The sequence below is a fragment of the Streptomyces sp. NPDC101219 genome (assembly GCF_044767675.1).
Taxonomy (GTDB): domain Bacteria; phylum Actinomycetota; class Actinomycetes; order Streptomycetales; family Streptomycetaceae; genus Streptomyces.
The window spans coordinates 12,325-31,232 of the sequence record NZ_JBIWOK010000025.1; the positions used below are offsets into that span (position 1 = coordinate 12,325).

The following is an 18,908-nucleotide window of genomic DNA, read 5'->3' on the forward strand; positions in this document are numbered from 1 at the left end:
CGGGCAGGCCCGGACGGCACCGGGCAGGCCCGGCCTCGCGCCCCCCACGGCCCGCTCAGTGGCTGCGCAGCTCCGACCGCACGGCACCGCGCGCGCCCCGCCGGTAGGCTCGGCGGAGGCACTGGACACGAGACCCTGGGCGCCAGGCACTGTCTTCTGGTCACCGTGCGAGGTGAACGCGATGCTGGGCCGCATACCGGAACGCGGGGTGATGGACCGGCTGGCGGCCGATGTGCGGGCGGGCCGGAGCGCGGCCCTGGTGGTGCGCGGGGAAGCGGGCCTCGGCAAGACCGCACTCCTCGACCACCTGGCCGGCCACGCACTCGGCTGCCGGACCGCGCGCGCCGACGGCAGCGAGGCCGAGATGGAACTCCCCTTCGCCGGACTGCACCAGCTCTGCGGCCCGCTCCTCGCCGGCCGGGACCACCTCGCCGCCCCCCAGTCCGAGGCACTGGACGTCGCCTTCGGCCTCGCCAAGGGCCCGCCGCCGGACGCGTTCCTGCTCGGCCTGGCGATCCTGAACCAACTGGCCGAGGTGGCGCGGGAGAGACCGCTGATCTGCCTGGTGGACGACGTGCAGTGGTTCGACCACGCCTCCGTGCAGGTCCTCGGTTTCGTCGCTCGCCGGCTGCAGGCCGAGTCGGTCGGCCTGGTGTTCGCCGTACGGGAGCCGGACGACGAGCGGACACTCGACGGGCTTCCCGGCCTCCGGCTCGACGGACTGGCCGACGACGACGCCCGCGCCCTGCTGCGGTCGGTGATCCCCGGAGTCCTCGACGAGAACGTCCGCAGCCGGATCCTCGCCGAGGCCCGGGGCAACCCGCTGGCCCTGATGGAGCTGCCCCGCAGCGTCACCGAGGCCGACCTCGCCGGAGGTTTCACCCGGCCCGCCGCACGGCCCGCGGCGAGCCGGATCGAGGAGAGCTTCCGCGTCCGCGTCCAGTCGCTTCCCCCGGCCACGCAACGGCTGCTGCTCGTCGCGGCCGCCGAGCCGAGCGGCGACCTCACCCTGCTGCACCGTGCCGCGGAGCGGCTGGGCCTGTCGATGGACGCGGCGTCGCCCGCCCTGGCCCTGGGCCTGATCGAGTTCGGCGGCCGGTTCCGCTTCCGCCACCCCCTGGTGCGCTCGGCGGCCTACCGTGTCGCGGCGGAGACCGACCGCACCGCCGCCCACCGCGCCCTGGCCGAAGCGACGGACCCGGACCTCGACGCGGACCGCCGGGCCTGGCACCGGGCCCTCGCGACGGTGCTGCCGCAGGAGGACGTCGCCGCCGACCTGGCCCGCTGCGCCGACCGGGCACGGGCCCGGGGCGGGCTCGCCGCCGCGGCGGCCTTCCTCGAACGCGCGATGGAACTCACCTCCGATCCCGCCCTGCGCAGCGCCCGGGCGCTGACCGCCGCCGAGGCGAAGTTCGAGGCGGCGGCGGTGGAGCCCGCGCACCAGCTGGCGCGGGCCGCCGCTGCGGGCCCCCTCGACGCCTTCGGCCGGGCCCGGCTGGCCCGCGTGCACGCCCGGATCGTTTTCGCCCGCAGCCGCACGAGCGAGGCGACGCCGCTCTTCCTGGACGCCGCCCGGCGGCTGGAACCGCTCGACGCGGCGCTGGCCCGGGAGACGTACCTCGAAGCCATGGCGGCCGCCATCTTCGCCGGCCGGCTCGACGGCGGGACCACGGTCCGCGACGCGGCGGAGGTCGCGCGGGCCGTACCCCGCGTCTCCGGCACGGCAAGCCGCACCGACCTCCTCCTGGAGGGCGTGACACAGCGCTTCACCGATGGCTACGCGGCCTCCCTGGGCCCGCTCCGCGAGGCCCTGGACGCCTTCCGTGCCGAGGCGGACAGCGGCGGACCGGGGGAGACCGCGCGGTGGCTGTGGCTGTCCTGCCCGGTGGCCCCCGAACCCATCGCCCCGGAGGTGTGGGACGACGAGGCGTGGCACGACCTGGCCGACAGCGCGGTCCGACTCGCCCGCGGTGCGGGCGCCCTCGCCTCCCTGCCCGTCGCGCTGTCGTACCGCGCGGGCGTGCACCTCCAGGCAGGCGAGTTCGCCGAGGCCGCCGCCCTGATCGAGGAGGCGGACGCCCTGACCGCCGCCACCGGCAACGCCCCGTCGGACTACACGTCCCTGATGCTGACAGCGTGGCGCGACGACGAACAGCGCGCCCTGCACGTCATCGGGCAGGCCGTCCGGACCGCGACCGACCGGGGCGAGGGGCGGGCCCTGGGCCTCGCCCACCACGCGACGGCCCTGCTGTACAACGGCCTGTCCCGCCACGGCGCGGCCCTGGACAGCGCCCGGCGCGCCTGCGCCTACCAGGACCTCGGCTTTTACGGGTGGTATCTCGTCGAGCTGGTGGAGGCCGCGGCACGCTCCGGCGACCGGGACGCGGCAGCCGCGGCCGTGGAACGGCTGGACGGGATGACACAAGCCGCGGGCACCGACTGGGCGCTGGGGCTGCGGGCGCGCTCACGTGCTCTGCTCAGCGACGGCGACACCGCTGAGGAACACCACCGGGAAGCCGTCGAGCGGCTCGGCCGAACACGGTCGAGGGTGGAACTGGCGCGCGCCCACCTCGTGTTCGGCGAGTGGCTGCGACGGGAGAACCGCCGCCGCGACGCCCGGGCCCACCTGCGCACCGCCCACACCATGCTGACCGGCTTCGGCGCGGGCGCGTTCACGGACCGTGCCGCCCGCGAACTGCTGGCCACGGGCGAGAAGGCTGCCGGACGCCGCACGGCACGCGTGGCGCTGACCCCGCAGGAGGCACGGATCGCGGCCCTGGCCCGGGACGGCCTGACCAACCCGGAGATCGGCGCCCAGCTGTTCCTCAGCCCGCACACGGTGGAATGGCATCTGCGCAAGGTGTTCACCAAACTCGGCGTCACCTCCCGCCGTCACCTCCGCACAGCCCTGGCCGCCCACGAGGCCGCAACGCCCGACTGAGCGCCTCCGCCACCCGGTTGTGCCGCCCAGGCCGTGCCGTCCGGGTCACGGACTCACTCGTAGCGCAGGCGCAGCGACTCGCGTTCGGCCTCCTCGAGCTGCTCGACGGTCAGGCCAGGCAGGTCCAGCTGCGCGAGGGTCACCTCGGCGCTGCTCGGCTGGGCGTCGGCCGGCAGCCACTTCTCCGGCTGCCAGGCGTGGGCGCGCATCAGCGACTTCGGGCAGTGCGGGTAGACCTCCTCGACCTCCACCACGATCGCCGTGACCGGCGGTCTGCCGACGGGAGTGAGCCGGGCGAGCAGGTCCTGGCGGGCCGTGACACAGGCACGGCCGTTGACGCGCAGCGTGGTCGGGCGGCCCGGAATGAGGAAGACCAGTCCGACGCGCCCGGTCCGCACCACGTTCTGCAGGGTGTCGAGCCGCCGGTTGCCGGTCGCGTCGGGGATCGCCAGTGTCCGCTCGTCCAGGACCGACACGAATCCGGCCGGGCCGCCTCGCGGCGTCACGTCGGCCCGGCCCTCGGCGTCCGCGCTGCCGATGAACACCAGCGAGGAACACCCGATCAGCGCCCGGGTCTCCTCGGTCAGCCGGTCGAGCTCCTTGCGGAGCGCGTTCGGGTTCGGCTCCGGGTAGAGCTCGCGCAACTGCTCGGCGCCGGTGAGGGCGTCCGCCCGGAGGGACTCGAACAGCGCGCCGCCGGCCTCGGTGTCGATCGTCATACGGCGACCCTAAGGTGCGTGTCACGGGGGCGGCCAGCACCTGGGTGATCCCCGTGCGGAAGGCCACGACCCGGTGGCGTCCGCAGGAAGAGTCGGGAGGCTCGCACACATGGTCTCATTGGTGCAGAACGTGGCGATCGACTGCGCGAACGCCCATGAACTGGCCCGGTTCTGGAGCGAGGTGACCGGCCGCCCGCTGGATCCGGACGACGGGCCTGGCGACCGGGAGGTGCAGGTGCCGCTGGGGGACGGCCCGGTGCTCTACTTCAACGAGGTGCCCGAACCCAGGACGAGCAAGAACCGTGTCCATCTGTGCCTGCGCCCGGAGACCTCGCGGGAGCAGGAGGTGGAACGGCTGCTGGGCCTCGGCGCCACTCTTGTCGCCGATCGCCGGAACCCCGACGGCTCCGGCTGGGCGGTCCTCGCCGATCCCGAGGGCAACGAGTTCTGCGTCCTGCGCAGCGAGTCCGACCGGGCCGCACGGCCGTCCTGAGCCGCCCGCTGCCGTCCGGGGCCGCCAGCGGTCGCGGGCCAGCCACGCCCAGGGCACCCGCGCCGCGTGGCGGGCCTACGCCACGACACCCGCGGAGCGTGCCGCCTCCAGCCAGTCGGGGAACTCCTGCAGCAGGTGGTCGTAGAGCTGGTGGTCCGGGACGGCCTTCGGGGCGCGGCCGGCGTGGAAGAAGCCCGCGTTGTCGACGACGCGCCGGGCCGGAACGGCGAGCGTGTCCAGTCTGCGCAGGAAGGAGAACTCGTTGTCGTCCGGATCGCCGAAGCCGACGAACTGCCAGAACAGGGGTAGCCGCGCGGCCTTGCACACATATCGTTCGGCGGCGAACCGGCTGGTGGGGCCGCCATCGGTCTGGAAGACGACCAGGGCGGGCTGGTCGCTGCCGGACTCCACGTAGTGGTCGATGACCTCGTCCATGGCCCAGTGGTAGTTGGTCCGGCCCATGTGACCGAGGTTCTCGTGCAGTTTGTCGATACGGCCGCGGTGCCCGCCGAGCGCCAGGTCCGTGCTGCCGTCGACGTCGGTGGAGAAGAACACCACCGGCACGGTGCCGTCGTCGTCCAGGTGCGCCGACAGGGACAGGACCTGCTCGGCGAAGTGCTGCATGGTGCCGTCACGGTAGTAGGGCCGCATCGAGCCCGACCGGTCCAGCACGAGGTACACCGCGGCCCGTACGGCTTCCAGGCCGTGGCTGCGCACGCTGGCACCCGCCGCCTTGTACAGACCGACGAGGTCGGGCGCCTTCTCCTGCACCTTGGTGAGGCTGACGGCCGCGCTACCTTCACGATGGTTGCTCGGAATCACGCCTCCATGGTGCGACGCCGAGACGGAAAGGACCCGGCCTTGGCCGTTTCGCAATCTTGCGCAGTGCCCTCCCTCCGGCGCGGTCACCGGGCCGGGAACGGCCGCAGCACCGTCAGGCCCTCCTCCCGGCCCACCTTCATGGCGAAGTCGAACCGGTCCACCTCCAGGCACAGCGCCACGTCGTCCGGGTGGACGCCGCGACGCCGCCCTCGGCGCAGGTCGTCGGCGGCGGGGGACGTCTCCGCGCGGTGGAGGTGAGGGGCGGAGTCGGCACGGTCACCGGCCAGCAACTGGGTCAAGTACGCGGCGCAGGCCAGGTCCTCCTCGGCGCGACCGCCGTCGCCGGTGGCCACCAGCGTCACCGAGCCGGCGCCGGACGCCGACAGGGCCCGGGCCGTCGCGCCGGCCACGACGAAGCCGGCGCACAACGCCAGTTCCGCGTCGGCCACCGCGAGGGCGCCGACCGTCCCCGCGGTCGTCTTCTGGACGACGGTACGGCCGGACAGGTCGGCCTGGCGGATCAGGCCGGGGGAGTTGGTGAGGTCGAAACCGCGGGCCGGAGCCCGGTCCTTCAGGGCGAGCCAGCCGGGATGACGGTCCTTGAGCGCCAGGGCCTCGTCCTCGTCGGCCGCGAGCACGATCCTGGTGGCGCCGAGGTGGAAGGCCCAGGCGGCGGTGGTGAACGCCCGCATCACGTCGATCACGACGACGACCTCTTCCGTGCCGTCCAGGCCGGGAATGCCGGCCACACGCGCGTCCATGACGACCGATGATCGCAGCCTGCGAGAACGCTCCACAAGACGGCCCCCCGGCGGGGGAGAGGCCGGCTGTCCGGCGTGATCGTGGCCTCAGGGCGGGGCTTCCCGGCCGTACCGGGCGGCGAGGGAGAGGGCATGGTCCCGGAGCGCGGCCCGGAGGGAGGCGGGGGCGAGGGCTTCGATGTCGGGGGCGAGCCGCCAGAGCGCCCAGTGGGCGTGCTCTGTGTCCTGGAAGGTGACGTCCAGTCGCAACCAGCCGTCCGCGTCGGGAGGTTGACCGTCCGGTGCGCGGACACCGAGGGCGGTGTCGAGCAGCTCGTCCCTGCGCCCGGGGCTGACACGCACCCGCACGGTGATGTGGTCGCCGCGGTCACGGAAGCCGGCCGCCCGCTCCTTCCACAGGCGGTCGAGGTCGACCTGGTCGGGCCGGTGCGCGGCTTCGGTGAGCGTCTCGGCGGCCCGTATGCGTGCGAGGCGGTAGGTGCGGTCGGCGCCGGACCGGGTGGCCAGCAGGTAACCGCGGTCGCCCACGGTGACCAGGCCGATCGGGTCGACGGTGCGCCACTGCGCCTGCCGGCCGACGGCGGCGTAGTGGATGCGCAGCTTCCGTCCCTCCAGGACCGCGCACCGGACCTCGTGCATCGCCGTGTCGGATATCCGGTCGGTGTCGCGGCGGCGGGCGAGCAGATCGGCCGGCGGGTCCGGAAGGAGACGCCGGGCGGCGTCGGCAGCGGTCGTGCGGTGGGTCTCGGGCAGCGCGTCGAGCACCTTGCGCAGCGCGGAGGCGAGGGCCGGTCCGAGGCCGAAGACGTGGTCCCCGCGCGCCGTGCCGGCGGCCAGGAGGGCGAGGGCTTCGTCGTGGTTGAGGCCGGTGAGCCCGGTGAGTTCGGTACGGAAGTCGTGCAGGAGCTCGAACCCGCCGTGCCGGCCGCGTTCGGCGTACACGGGGACGCCGGCCGTGGACAGTGCCTCGATGTCGCGCAGCACCGTGCGGGTGGACACCTCGAGTTCGCGGGCGAGGGCGCTCGCCGTCATCCGGCCGCGGCGGCGCAGCAGCAGGACCAGGGAGATCAGCCGGTCGGCACGCATGCGGAAACGGTAGCGGCATACATGACCAAGGGTGTCGTGATATCCGGAGAGGCTTGCCCGTGTCACACAGGGACGGCGGATGCGGGCCCCCTCGGGCGCGTGCATTCGCCGTCGTAGCAGAGGAGTTGATACGGGGATGGAACGCTCGACGGTGAATCCGTGGCCGTGGTCGGTGGAGCTGGGCTACAGCCAGGGGCAGTCGGTGCGCGGCCAGGACCGGACGCTGTACTGCTCGGGGCAGGGCGCGATGGGTGAGGACGGCAAGCCCCGTCATCCCGGCGACATGGGAGCGCAGTTGGCCCTGTCCGTCGACAATCTGGAGGCCGTGCTGGAGGAGGCGGGCATGACACTGGCGCATCTGGTGCGCCTCACGGTGTACACCACCGATGTCGACCGGCTCTTCGAGCACTACGGGGTGCTGGCGGCCCGGTTGGGTGCCGCACGGGTGGCACCGGCCACCACGATGCTCGGGGTGACGCGCCTGGCGCTTCCCGAGCTGATGGTGGAACTGGAGGGGACCGCGGTCGCCTGGGACGGCGTCCGGCCGGGGTGAGCCGGACTCGGCCGTGGCAGCCCGCATCGGACGGCTGCCGCGGCCGGGGCGGCGGCCCGCCGCCCGCCGCCCGCGGGGAGGACGGGGTCCCGGCGCAACGGAAAAGGTGTCGCGGGTGCAGGAGTGGATCACTACCCTCGGCGAAGCCGGGGTCCGGTCCAGGACCGCGGACCTCCTGCGGGGACGCACGGAGGGTCGTCGGACTGAGAGTGGGTCGCACTGTGGCGTGTCGTATCAGTGAACTGGTGTTGGGTTGCCGCGATCCCGAGGCGCTCGCCCGCTTCTGGTGCGAGGTGCTGGACTTCGTGATCCTCGACCGGGAGGACGACGGAACGCTGGAGATCGGACCCCGCGAGGGCTTCGGCGGCGCGCAGCCGACGATCATCCTCAGCCGCCGCGACGAACCGGAGAAGGGCAAGTCGCGCCTGCACATCGACGTCAACCCCACCGACCGTGACCAGGACGCGGAGTTGGAGCGTCTGCTGGCGCTGGGCGCGCGCCGGGCCGACATCGGTCAGACCGGCGACGAGCAGTGGCACGTCCTGTCCGACCCGGAGGGCAACGAGTTCTGCCTGCTGAAGGCACGCCTGAAAGCTCTCTGACCCGAGGCTCCGCACCCGGGGACCCGAGGCCGCCCCGGGCCCTGTGACCGGAGGTCCCGGCCGTCGCCGACGGCACGGGCAGGTCAGTTGGCCGGCGCCGGGGGGACGGCCTTGGGCTCGGGTGCCCCGTCCTCACCGAGCCAGCGGGCCAGTTTTCCGCGCCGGCCGATGGCCCGCAGGCGCCGCTCCGCGGCGTCCCGGGTGTCGGGGGTGGTGATGAGCAGCAGTTCGTCGCCCGCCCGCAGCACGGTGTCCCGGTCGGGCACGAGCGATGTGCCGCCGCGGACGATGAGGGTGATGACGGTCGGACGCGGCAGCCTCAGCTCGAACACCGCGACGCCGTGCAGCCGGGAGCCCTCCGGGATGGCGACGGTGAGCAGATCGGCGTCCAGGACGTCGAGGGGCGCCGTCTCCACCTGGATCTCGCGCAGCGCTCCCGCGCGGACCAGGTGCAGGTGCCGGGCGACGGTCGGCAGGGTGGGGCCCTGGATGAGTGTGAACAGGATGACGAGCAGGAACACGATGTTGAGCACGTCCCGGGCCCCGTCGATCCCGGCGACGATGGGGAACGTGGTCAGCACGATGGGCACCGCGCCGCGCAGCCCGGCCCAGGAGATGAACGTCTGCTCGCGCCAGGGGATCGGGAACGGCAGGAGGCAGAGCGCGACGGAGATCGGGCGGGCGACGAACAGCAGCACCGACCCGACGACGAGGGCCGGGACGATCGCGGACGGCAGCTCGCTGGGATCGACCAGCAGGCCGAGCATGACGAACAGGCCGATCTGCGCCAGCCAGCCGACACCCTCGGCGAAGGACCGCGTGGCCGCCCGGTGCGGCAGCTGGGCGTTGCCCAGGACCAGCCCCGACAGGTAGGCGGCGATGATGCCGCTCGCGTTGACCGCGCCGGCCGCGGCGAAGGCGATGACGCCGAAGCCGACCGTGGCCAGCGGGTACAGACCCGTGGCGGGCAGGGCGATGTGGCGCAGCGCGGCCGCCCCCAGCCGGCCGATCAGCACACCGAGCAGGCCGCCGACGGCGAGCTGGTAGAGCAGGTTGAGGCCGAGCAGCCACGGGCTGCTCGGGTCGGTTTCCATGGTGGAGAACACCAGGACCAGGATGATCGTCGGGGCGTCGTTGAAGCCGGACTCGGACTCCACCAGGCCGGTGAGCTTCTGCGGCAGGGGCAGGGCGCGCAGCACGGCGAACACGGCGGCCGCGTCGGTGGAGGAGACGATCGCCGCCAGCAGCAGCGCCAACTGCCACTCCATGCCGAGCAGCCAGTGGGCGCCGGCCGCGGTCACCACGACGGACAGGCCCACGCCCACGGTGGCGAGCACGCCGGCCGGGGCCAGTTGGCGCCGGACGTCCTCCCACCGGGTGCTCAGACCGCCCTCGACGAGGATGAGACCCAGTGCCGCGGTCCCGAGGGCCTGGGCCAGTTGAGCGTTGTCGAACTCCAGACCGGCTCCGTCCTCGCCCGCGATCACCCCGACCGCGAGGAAGAGCAGCAGGCTGGGCAGGCCGATGCGGTGGGCGGTGTGGGCGGCGACGATGCTGACCAGCAGCACGGCACCGCCGACGAGCAGGGCCAGGTACATCTCGGACAGCGTCATGGGGCGTTCCCCGTGCCGTCACCCGCCGTGCGGCGGCCGCAGCGGTCCGGGAACCGGAGGGCAGGACCGCGCGCCCCGGATCTCCCGGGCGGGGGCGGGGACAGCCCGAGGCCCAGCGACCAGGGCCGCACCGGCGCCGAGAGGGAGGACACGGGTCTTGGGCGACGGCCTCCGGCCGCGTCCGGGCGGTACGCCCTCTTCCCCATACGGGGGCGCCGGTCGTCACGGTCGGCGGTGGGGGCCATCTGCTCTCCTCGCGCGGTGGGACAACACAATCACACCAGGGGCGAAGTAGCGTAGACCACGCATAACCGGCTGCGACAGCGTCGGCGGCGAGTCGGCGACCCCCCGTCCCAGGGCGGCTGAACTGCCGGAACAGGCCGACGGACGGCTCCGCCCGGCGCTCCGCCGGGAAGCCGGCCCGGAGAGTCCCCTACCGCCGCGGGGCAGGGGGCGCCCGGACACCGCGGGCCGGCCGGTGGAATGATGACCGGCGACAGGGCGACGGCGGCCCGAGGAAGCCGGTGCGAATCCGGCGCGGTCCCGCCACTGTGATCGGTGAGCGGATCCCCGACAGGCCACTGCCCCGCGAGGGGTGGGAAGGCCGGGATCAGCTACGACCCGAGAGCCAGGAGACTCACGTCGTCGCCTCCTCACAGGACACCGGGGCGGATCTCCCCGGAGAGGGGTGGTTCGGCGTGCCCGAACAGAAGGAAGACGACAGGACGACGGGGGAATCCGTCGGCGGCGTGCCGTGCCGGATCGTCGTGTGCCGGGACTGCTGCTGCGGCACGGCGAAGGTGGCCGGGGACCACGCGGCGCAGACCGCGCGCCTGCGGGCCGAGGCGCCCGTGCGGGTGTCGGACTGCCTGGACGTGTGCGACCAGGCGAACGTCGTCGTGGTGCGGCCCTCCTCCGCGGGGCGTGCCGCCGGAGCCCGGCCGGTGTGGCTGGGGCTGGTCAACGACCCGGCGGCTACCGAGGACATCGCCGCCTGGGTACGGGCCGGCGGCCCGGGCATCGCCCCCCTGCCGGACATCCTGGACCTGTACACGTTCACCCCGCCGCGCCGCCGCACGGCTCCGTGACCGGTGACTGACCCGGGGGCCGGACGCCGCCGAACAGGGCGTCACGTCTGAGGCAGAACGCGCACGACAGCCAAGCCGCCCCCTCGTGACCGGGGGGCGCGCCCGTGAACTGTGTGGTCCGCCACCGCTGACCGCCGGTCCCCAGGTCATCGGCATGGTGGCCGCGCACATGGCAGTCGGTCGCGTGACCCGCGGTCGCGTCCGCGGGGCACGCCTCCGTGCCTGGTCGGCAACCACATGCCCTCCGGGCGGAAGGTGTAGCAGGCAGCCATACCGATGCGTTCCGGTGCGTCCTTAGAGTCGCCCCATCGATGACAGGGCCACGGCGCCGGGTCTTCACGACCCGCGGCGCCCCGGCTGTTCGGGGGGCGGGACGCACCCCTGACGGAGAGGGACCGTATGGGGCTGGACAAGGCCGTCGACAGCGCGGACGAGGCGGTGGCCGACGTCGCGGAAGGCGCGTCGCTCGCGGTCGGCGGGTTCGGGTTGTGCGGCATACCGAGTGCGCTGATCGCCGCGCTGCTGGACAGGGAGGTGGGCGGCTTCGACGTCGTCTCCAACAACTGCGGGGTGGACGACTGGGGGCTCGGACTGCTGTTGCGGGCCGGCCGGATCGCCCGTATGACCAGCTCGTACGTGGGGGAGAACAAGGAGTTCGCCCGCCAGTACCTCAGCGGTGAACTGGAGGTGGAACTGGTGCCGCAGGGGACGCTGGCGGAGCGCCTGCGGGCGGGTGGCGCGGGCATCCCCGGGTTCTACACGCCCGCCGGGGCCGGCACCCAGGTCGGGCAGGGCGGGCTGCCCTGGCGGTACGGACCGGACGGGCAGGTCGCGGTCGCGTCGCCCGCGAAGGAGACCCGGGTCTTCGACGGCCGGGAGCACCTGCTGGAGGAGGGCATCACCACCGACTTCGCCCTCGTGCGGGCAGCCGTCGGGGACCGCCACGGCAACCTGGTGTTCCACTCCTCGGCCCGCAACTTCAACCCGCTCGCCGCGATGGCCGGCCGCGTCACCGTTGCCGAGGTGGAGCACCTGGTGGAGCCGGGCGAACTGGACCCGGACGAGGTGCACCTGCCCGGCATCTTCGTGCAGCGGGTGGTCCGGGTCCTCCCCGACGACCCGGCAGCCGTCCGGCGGATCGAACGGCGCTGCGTGCGCAGCAGCCAGGAAGGCGGTGCCTGACATGGCGCTCACCCGAGAGCAGATGGCGGCCCGGGCCGCACGCGAACTGGTGGACGGGACGTACGTCAACCTCGGCATCGGCCTGCCCACGCTGATCCCGAACCACCTGCCGCCGGGAGTCGAGGTCGTGCTGCAGTCCGAGAACGGCATCCTCGGCGTCGGCCCCTACCCGCGCGAGGACGAGCTCGACACGGACCTGATCAACGCGGGCAAGGAGACGGTCACGGTCCTGCCGGGGGCGTCGTTCTTCGACTCCGCGCTGTCCTTCGGCATGATCCGCGGCGGGCACATCGACGCCGCCGTGCTGGGGGCCATGCAGGTGTCGTCCTCCGGGGACCTGGCGAACTGGATGATCCCGGGGAAGATGGTCAAGGGCATGGGCGGCGCCATGGACCTGGTGCACGGTGCGCGCCGCGTCATCGTCCTGATGGAGCACACGGCCAAGGACGGCAGCCCCAAGCTGGTCGCGCGGTGCGACCTGCCCCTGACCGGAACGGGCGTCGTGCAGCGCGTCATCACCGACCTCGCGGTCGTCGACGTCACCCCGGACGGGTTCGCGCTCGTCGAACTCGCCCCCGGCGTCGGTGTCGACGAGGTGCGGGCGGCCACCGGCGCCGACCTGCTCGTACCCGCCGGACTGGAGACCCCGGCCGGCGTCTGACTAGCAGACAGGCCCCGGCGGCACAACCGGTCCGGGTCCACACCGTCACCGGCCGGATGTGGTGGCGGCTTCCATACCGTTGCGTGTTGAACGACCCCTACGGTGCCGGACACCGGGCCGCTCCGACCGACCCACGCCCGAGGAGCGGCCCGGCATCCCCAGCACCGAGGAGCCGCCATGCCCACACCCTTCAGCGGAGCGGACGCCCCACCGTCCTCCCGCCCGACCCCACCCCCTACCGGCCCGTCACCGCGGCCGCACCGCACCTGGCGGGAGCGACTGCCCCGTCTCGTGGCCGTCGTCGTCCTGGCCCTCGCGGCCGCCCTGACCGGACCGGCCCCCACGGCCCAGGCCGCGGTCGGACTGACCAAGGTCACCTCGTTCGGCGCCAATCCGGGGGCGCTGAACATGTACGTCTACCGGCCCGCCTCCCTGCCGGCCGATCCGGCGGTCGTGTTCGCCCTGCACGGCTGCGGCCAGAACGCCCAGCTGTACGCCGACAACTCCGGCCTGCCCGAGATCGCCGACCGGCACGGCTTCCTCGTGGTGTTCGCCGAGACCACGAGCGCGAACAACGGCAGCAAGTGCTTCAACTTCTTCCAGCCCGCGGACAACCGCCGGGGCCAGGGCGAAGCCGCGTCCATCCGGCAGATGGCCGCCCACACCGTCTCCGCCTACGGCGCCGACCCCGACCGGACCTACGTCACCGGCCTGTCCGCCGGCGGCGCCATGACATCGGTCGTGCTCGCCACCTACCCGGACGTCTTCCGGGCCGGCGCGGTCGTCGCCGGACTGCCCTACGGGTGCGCCGACGACACCATGGGCGCCTTCACCTGCATGAACCCCGGCGTCGACCGGACCCCCGCCCAGTGGGCCCAGCGGGTCCGTGACGCGTACCCCTCGTGGTCCGGCCCCTGGCCGCGGGTGGCCGTATGGCACGGCGACCGGGACACCACGGTCGTGCCGCGCAACGCCCAGGAGATCCGCGACCAGTGGACGGCGCTCCACGGGCTGTCCACAACGCCGACCCGCACGTCCACCATCGGCCCCAACTCCACCCGGCACGAGGAACACGTGGCGGCCGACGGCACCGTGGCCGTCGAGGTGAACCTCGTCCCGGGCATGGCACACGCCACCCCCGTCGATCCGGGCACCGGACCGGAGCAGTGCGGCAGCACGGGCACCGCCCACTTCGCGAAGTCGATCTGCTCCAGCCACTGGATCGCCCGGTTCTTCGGCCTGGACGGCTCCGACCCCGAGCCCGAAGGGCTGCCCGCCCCCACCGGACTGGCCACCACCGGCGTCACCGACACGACGATCGGCCTGACCTGGGATCCGGTGGAAGGTGCCGCCGACTACACCGTCTACCGCGACGGCGCCCCGGTCGCCACGGTGGACGCCACGTCCCACACCGACACCGGCCTCACCGCGGGCGCATCCCACACGTACGCGGTCGCCGCCCGGGACGCCGACGGCACGCCGGGCCGCCGGTCCGCCCCGCTCACCGCACGTACCACCGGTGCGGCCGCGGCCTGCTGGACGGCCAGCAACTACGCCCACGTCCAGGCGGGCCGCGCCACGACCCGCGGCGGCTACACCTACGCCAAGGGCTCCGACCAGAACATGGGCCTGTACAACATCTTCGTGACCCACACCCTCAAGGAATCACCCGCGGGCCACTTCACCGTCGCCGACGGCACCTGCCCCTGACCCACCACGGTCACGGCCGCACGGGGACCGCCCCCGCGGCCGTGACCGGCCGTCCCGCCCCTCGCGACGGAGGAGTGGCCCAGGGCCGACAGGGCACGCGTCCCGCAGCACGCGGCGGAGAGGCCCGGCCCTCCCATGTCTCACCCGCCGCGCGGCCCGCCCGGCCCGGATCGGCCGGTCGCGGCGGGGCCCGGTCAGCCAGGAGGCCCCGCGCATTGTCTGCGACGATGGCGGTATGGACGTGCGCCGCAGGAATCATGTCAAGGTGACCGGGCGGGCCGGTGGACCGGTCGTGGTGCTGGCGCACGGCTTCGGATGCGACCAGAACATGTGGCGGCTCGTCGTCCCGCTGCTGGAGCCGGACTTCACCGTGGTCCTCTTCGACCACGTGGGGGCCGGGAACTCCGACCTCTCGCAGTGGAACCGGGAGCGCTACGCGTCCATGGAGGGCTACGCGGACGACGTGCTGACGCTCTGCCGCGAACTGGACCTCGGCCCGGTCGTCTTCGTGGGCCACTCGGTCAGCGCCATGATGGGAGTGCTGGCCGCCGCACGGCAGCCCGAGGCGTTCGCCGGACTGGTGCTGCTGGCCCCGTCGCCCAGTTTCATCGACGACCCGGCCACCGGCTACCGGGGCGGATTCAGCGCCGAGGACATCGACGAACTGCTGGAATCGCTCGATGCGAACTACCTCGGCTGGTCGGGCACCATGGCCCCGGTGATCATGGGCAACCCGGACCGTCCCGAGCTGGGCGAGGAGCTGACCGACAGCTTCTGCCGCACCGACCCGGAGATCGCGCGGCTCTTCGCCCGGGTGACGTTCCTGTCCGACAACCGGGAGGACCTCGCCGCGGTCGAGGTGCCCACGCTGGTGGCCCAGAGCTCCCACGACGCGATCGCCCCGCCCGAGGTCGGCGCGTTCGTCCACGCCCGGATTGCCGGAAGCCGGCTGGTCACCCTGAACGCGACGGGGCACTGCCCGCAGCTCGCCGCCCCGGAGGAGACCGCCGCCGCGATCGCCGCGTTCGCCGGAACCACCGCATGACGCCGCACCCCGGCGAGCAGGCGGAGGGCGGCGACGGCCCCGGACGTGAGGGAGAACCGGCCGGCGGTCCCGCCCCGTTCTCCCGTCTGCTGGAGGACACCGCCGAGGACCTGTACGAGAACGCGCCGTGCGGCTATCTGTCCACCACGCTCGACGGCCTGATCGTCAAGGTGAACACCACCTTGCTGGACTGGCTCGGCCACGCACGCGACGACCTGGTGCAACGCCGGCACTTCTCCGACCTGCTCACCGTCGGCGGCCGCCTCTACCACGAGACCCACTTCGCCCCGCTGCTGCGCATGCAGGGCGAGGTCAACGGCATCGCCCTGGAGCTCAGGGCCGCCGACGGCACCCGCCTGCCCGTCATGGTCACCTCGACGGTGAGGACCGACAGCGACGGGCAGCCCCGGCTGATCCGCACCACCCTCCTTGACGCCCGCCAACGCCGCGCCTACGAGACCGAGTTGCTGCGCGCCCGCCAGGAGGCCGACCGGGAACGCGACCGCCTCCAGCGGCTCGCCACCACCCTGCAGGCCACCCTGCTGCCCCCGACACTGGTGGACGTGCCCGGCCTGGACGTCTCGGCGTACTACCACATCGCGTCCATCGACGAGGTCGGCGGCGACTTCTACGACCTCTTCCCGCTGGCCGCCGGCACCTGGGGACTGTTCCTCGGGGACGTGTGCGGCAAGGGCGCCGCCGCCGCGTCCGTCACCTCCCTGGCCCGCTACACCCTACGGGCCGCCGCGGTCTACGACGCCGACCCGGCCGCCGTGCTCGCCAACCTGAACACGGTCCTCACCCACCAGAACCACGACGACGACCCGCGCTTCTGCACCGTCGTCTACGGCCGCCTCACCCCGGACCCCGACGCGGGCGGCTTCCGCATCACCCTGGCCAGCGGCGGCCACCCGCCCGCCCTGCTGATGCGCGCGGACGGCACCGCCGACTACCTGCCCACCCCGGGCGGGCAGCTCGTCGGGGTGCTGGAGGACGCCCGCATCGCCACCACCACCGTCTCCCTCGCCCCCGGCGACACGCTGCTGCTGTACACCGACGGCCTCACCGAGGCCCACACCGACGTCACCACGGGCGGCAGGGAACGCTACGGGGACGAAGCCCTCCTCGACTTCGGCCGCGCGCTGGCCCCGACGACCGCCCCCGACACGATCGCCGCGGTCCGTGACCTCCTCGACGCCTTCGGCGCCGGCGTCGACGACGACACCGCCGTCCTGGCCGTCCACGCGCCCCACACCGGCTGACCAGGACCTTTCGGGCTCCAGGGACGCCCTTGCCCGCCCGGGCCGCACGCCACGTCACCCGGTCCACCCGAACACGTCCACGCCCGTCACGCCGTAACCCGCCCGGCGGCAAACGCATCCAGGCCCGTGGTCCTGGGCAAGCGGAAGGGAAGGGAGGGACTGGGAGGTGCCGGTGGCGGAGAGTGACGGTCTGGGCCTGGACGAGGTCCTGCGGGCGGCGGAGGACGCCGCCCCGGTGGAATCGGTCGACGTGGTGGCGCAGAACCTCGAGAAGCGCTTCTCGGCGACCGACGTCTCGTTGTGGCTCGTCGACATGCTCGGGCAGGAGGCCGTACGGCTGCCGAGAGCCGGCACGTGCGGGGAGGCACGCGGCGAGGCGGAGCGGCTGCGGCTGGCGGGCAGCGTCTACGACCAGGTGCTGCGCTCGCAACGCCTGTACGACGAGCCGGACGGGGAGGGCGGCCGGCGGCTGGTGGCCCCGGTGACGAACCGGGGTGACTGCGTGGGCCTGCTGGAAATGGTGGTGCCGTGCGCCGACGAGGCGATCCGGGTGGCCGTGTCCCGTGCCGCCCACGCGCTCGCCTACGTCGTGGTCACCGACCGCCGCTTCACCGACCTCTACCACTGGGGCCGACGCACCGGCACGATGAGCCTGGCCGCCGAGATCCAGCACCAGCTGCTGCCGACGGCACCGTGCTGCGAGGGCGCCCACTTCACTTTGGCCGGCGGCCTGGTCCCGGCCGACGACATCGGCGGCGACACCTACGACTACGCCCTCGACCAGGACGTCCTCCACCTGTCGATCACCGACGCGATGGGCCACGACACGGCCTCGGCCCTGCTGGCCACGCTCACCGTCAACGCCCTGCGCGGCGCCCGCCGGGCGGGCCGCGGCATCGTGGACCAGGCGTACGCCGCGCACCGCGCGATCACCGACCACGGGCACGGGATGACCACCGGCCAGCTGCTGCGGGTCCAGCTGGACACCGGCGTCGGCCAGCTGGTCAACGCCGGCCACCCCTGGCCGCTGCGGCTGCGGGACGGCCGCGTGGAGCAGCTGACCCTCAAGGTCAACATGCCGTTCGGGGTGCCCGCCCCCGTCACCTACCAGGCGCAGCGGCTGCTCCTGGAGCCCGGCGACCGCCTGGTCCTGATCACCGACGGCATGCACGACCGCGCCGCCTCCGCCGTCGACCTGCCCTCCCTGATCCACGACACCCGCGGCGAACATCCCCGTGCAGTGGTCCGGGCCCTGACCCGGGCGGTCCACGACGTGTGCGAGGGGATGCTGCCCGACGACGCCACCACCCTCGTACTGGACTGGCACGGCAGCCGCTCGGGGCAGCGCAGGACGAGGAACGGCTCCAACGCGGACGGCAGGTGAACCGGCCGAGAACCGGGCCCGGCGGGGGAGGCGTGTCTCCGGCGGGCCGGGGTAACCGCCCGACGTCGGGAAGGGCTGCGGCACCTGGGGAGGTCGACGCAGCCCTTCCCTCCCGGACGCCGGGCACGGAGGCGTCGTGATCACGCCCCGACGACCCCGGGCGGGTCACGAGCGATGAGTTCCCGCGTCCGGACCGGTCCTCCCTGGTATGACACGCATCACCGCCGACATCTCGGTCTCCCTGGACGGCTTCGTCACCGGTCCCGACCCCGGCCCCCGCAACGGCCTGGGCACCGGCGGTGAGGCCCTGCACACCTGGGCGTTCTCCGACGCCCCCGACGACCGCCGGATCGTGCGCGAGGCGACCGCCCGCTCGGGCGCCGTCGTCCTCGGCCGCCGCCTCTTCGACCTGGTCGACGGACCGGACGGCTGGAACGACGAAGTCGGGTACGGCGCCCGTGAGGCCACCAAGCCCGCGTTCGTCGTCGTGACCACCGCACCACCGGAGTCGGTGCGGCTGTCCGGCCTCGACTGGACCTTCGTCACCACCGGCCTGGCCGACGCCGTCGCCACCGCCCGCGGGCGGGCCGAAGCCGCGTCGTCGGCCGCGGGCCGGGATCTCGACGTCGTCCTCATGGGCGGCGGCGCCACCGTCCGCTCGGCCCTCGACGCCGGACTGGTCGACGAACTGACCCTGCACCTCGCGCCCGTGGTGCTCGGCGGCGGAACACCCCTGTTCGCCGGCGGCACCCCCCGCACCCTGGTGCAACGGACGGTGGTCGCCACCTCGACCGCCACACACCTGACGTACGACGTCGGCCGCTGACCGTCGCCGCGCGTGCCCGCGCCGGCCACCGTCCTCCGCCGCAACCACGGCCGTCCGTCCGCGACTTGGACGCACGGACATCCGGGGCTCGGGACAACTCGCCGGAGGGCGTGCGAGTTCCCGCGGTTCCGCACGGCCGGCGGTGCGGGATGCGAGGATG

Annotated in this window: 17 protein-coding genes and 1 riboswitch; of the genes, 12 read left to right on the top strand and 5 right to left on the bottom strand. The window is 73.6% G+C overall.

The window, feature by feature from the left end:
* The first annotated feature begins 181 nt into the window (after positions 1–181).
* Positions 182–2,941, top strand: coding sequence for an AAA family ATPase (locus ACIRPP_RS30980; protein ID WP_403649797.1), 2,760 nt, complete (start codon positions 182–184; stop codon positions 2,939–2,941).
* A gap of 53 nt (positions 2,942–2,994) precedes the next feature.
* On the opposite strand, the gene ACIRPP_RS30985 is transcribed toward ACIRPP_RS30980, so the two are convergent.
* Entirely contained in the window at positions 2,995–3,660 is a 666-nt protein-coding gene (locus ACIRPP_RS30985) for an MSMEG_1061 family FMN-dependent PPOX-type flavoprotein (RefSeq protein WP_403649800.1), read from the bottom strand.
* Positions 3,661–3,769: 109 nt separating this feature from the next.
* Between ACIRPP_RS30985 and ACIRPP_RS30990 the strand changes: the two genes are divergently transcribed.
* The gene (locus tag ACIRPP_RS30990; protein ID WP_403649803.1) at positions 3,770–4,153 is read left to right on the top strand and encodes a VOC family protein; all 384 of its coding nucleotides are present in this window, start codon (positions 3,770–3,772) and stop codon (positions 4,151–4,153) included.
* Between the two features lie 75 nt (positions 4,154–4,228).
* Here the strand turns inward: ACIRPP_RS30990 and ACIRPP_RS30995 are convergent, their stop codons facing one another.
* From ACIRPP_RS30995 to ACIRPP_RS31005, 3 genes are all read right to left on the bottom strand, one after another.
* Entirely contained in the window at positions 4,229–4,975 is a 747-nt protein-coding gene (locus ACIRPP_RS30995) for a vWA domain-containing protein (protein WP_403649806.1), read from the bottom strand.
* Between the two features lie 83 nt (positions 4,976–5,058).
* Positions 5,059–5,736, bottom strand: coding sequence for a 2-phosphosulfolactate phosphatase (locus ACIRPP_RS31000; RefSeq protein ID WP_403649808.1), 678 nt, complete (start codon positions 5,734–5,736; stop codon positions 5,059–5,061).
* 87 nt (positions 5,737–5,823) lie between these two features.
* Complete coding sequence (locus ACIRPP_RS31005) at positions 5,824–6,822, bottom strand: helix-turn-helix transcriptional regulator (protein WP_403649811.1); 999 nt, start codon at positions 6,820–6,822, stop codon at positions 5,824–5,826.
* A gap of 136 nt (positions 6,823–6,958) precedes the next feature.
* Here ACIRPP_RS31005 and ACIRPP_RS31010 point away from each other — a divergent pair, with 136 nt between their 5' ends.
* Entirely contained in the window at positions 6,959–7,375 is a 417-nt protein-coding gene (locus ACIRPP_RS31010) for a RidA family protein (RefSeq protein ID WP_403649814.1), read from the top strand.
* Positions 7,376–7,596: 221 nt separating this feature from the next.
* Positions 7,597–7,977 (top strand): VOC family protein, encoded by a 381-nt coding sequence (locus tag ACIRPP_RS31015; protein ID WP_403649817.1) that lies wholly within the window; start codon positions 7,597–7,599, stop codon positions 7,975–7,977.
* An 83-nt stretch (positions 7,978–8,060) separates the two neighbouring features.
* Here ACIRPP_RS31015 and ACIRPP_RS31020 read toward each other — a convergent pair whose 3' ends face one another.
* On the bottom strand, positions 8,061–9,590 hold the full coding sequence (locus ACIRPP_RS31020) for a potassium/proton antiporter (protein ID WP_403649820.1): 1,530 nt from the start codon (positions 9,588–9,590) through the stop codon (positions 8,061–8,063).
* A 514-nt stretch (positions 9,591–10,104) separates the two neighbouring features.
* Positions 10,105–10,229, top strand: a riboswitch (cobalamin riboswitch).
* A gap of 110 nt (positions 10,230–10,339) precedes the next feature.
* Here ACIRPP_RS31020 and ACIRPP_RS31025 point away from each other — a divergent pair.
* The 8 genes from ACIRPP_RS31025 (at position 10,340) to ACIRPP_RS31060 (ending at position 18,748) form a co-directional block, all read left to right on the top strand.
* A complete protein-coding gene (locus tag ACIRPP_RS31025) occupies positions 10,340–10,678 on the top strand; it encodes a (2Fe-2S) ferredoxin domain-containing protein (RefSeq protein ID WP_403649908.1) in 339 nt (112 codons plus the stop codon).
* A 399-nt stretch (positions 10,679–11,077) separates the two neighbouring features.
* Positions 11,078–11,860, top strand: a complete 783-nt coding sequence (locus ACIRPP_RS31030; protein ID WP_403649823.1) for a CoA transferase subunit A — start codon at positions 11,078–11,080, stop codon at positions 11,858–11,860.
* 1 nt (position 11,861) lies between these two features.
* On the top strand, positions 11,862–12,521 hold the full coding sequence (locus tag ACIRPP_RS31035) for a CoA transferase subunit B (RefSeq protein ID WP_403649826.1): 660 nt from the start codon (positions 11,862–11,864) through the stop codon (positions 12,519–12,521).
* A 177-nt stretch (positions 12,522–12,698) separates the two neighbouring features.
* Entirely contained in the window at positions 12,699–14,231 is a 1,533-nt protein-coding gene (locus ACIRPP_RS31040; protein ID WP_403649828.1) for a PHB depolymerase family esterase, read from the top strand.
* Between the two features lie 235 nt (positions 14,232–14,466).
* Positions 14,467–15,276, top strand: coding sequence for an alpha/beta fold hydrolase (locus ACIRPP_RS31045; protein ID WP_403649831.1), 810 nt, complete (start codon positions 14,467–14,469; stop codon positions 15,274–15,276).
* Positions 15,273–16,538: a PP2C family protein-serine/threonine phosphatase gene (locus tag ACIRPP_RS31050; protein WP_403649834.1), complete on the top strand. Its 1,266-nt coding sequence runs from the start codon at positions 15,273–15,275 to the stop codon at positions 16,536–16,538. The genes ACIRPP_RS31045 and ACIRPP_RS31050 overlap by 4 nt, the downstream gene beginning before the upstream one ends.
* A 172-nt stretch (positions 16,539–16,710) precedes the next feature.
* Entirely contained in the window at positions 16,711–17,922 is a 1,212-nt protein-coding gene (locus tag ACIRPP_RS31055; protein WP_403649836.1) for a PP2C family protein-serine/threonine phosphatase, read from the top strand.
* Between the two features lie 208 nt (positions 17,923–18,130).
* Positions 18,131–18,748, top strand: coding sequence for a dihydrofolate reductase family protein (locus ACIRPP_RS31060; RefSeq protein WP_403649838.1), 618 nt, complete (start codon positions 18,131–18,133; stop codon positions 18,746–18,748).
* Positions 18,749–18,908: the final 160 nt, after the last annotated feature.